The sequence below is a fragment of the Pseudomonas sp. SIMBA_067 genome, assembly GCF_046534675.1.
Lineage (GTDB): Bacteria > Pseudomonadota > Gammaproteobacteria > Pseudomonadales > Pseudomonadaceae > Aquipseudomonas > Aquipseudomonas putida.
In genome coordinates this window covers 1-234 of sequence record NZ_JAWRYH010001391.1, presented here as the reverse complement: position 1 = coordinate 234, position 234 = coordinate 1, and the positions used below count along the sequence as shown (strand labels likewise).

Below are 234 nucleotides of genomic sequence, written 5' to 3'. Positions count from 1 at the left end.
ACTCACGGTGCAATCCGGCGATTTCTTGCAAGGTGAAGGCGAGTATCGCAACGGATCGCTCACACTCAAGACCCCGCGCAGCCCTTCGCCGGGCGAGCGGATCTCCCTCACGCGCATCAGCGACCTCAGGTTGGCCAGCCTGGAGTCCAGCCGCAGCCTGGGCACTGCCCTCGGCTGGGGTGTGGCGGGCGCCCTGGTCGCCGGCCCGGTGGGGTTGCTGGCCGGGCTCTGGCT

Annotated in this window: 1 pseudogene; it reads left to right on the top strand. The window is 69.2% G+C overall.

What is annotated here, in order from left to right:
- A pseudogene (locus SB765_RS33940) lies at positions 1 to 234 on the top strand (hypothetical protein); the annotation flags it as partial.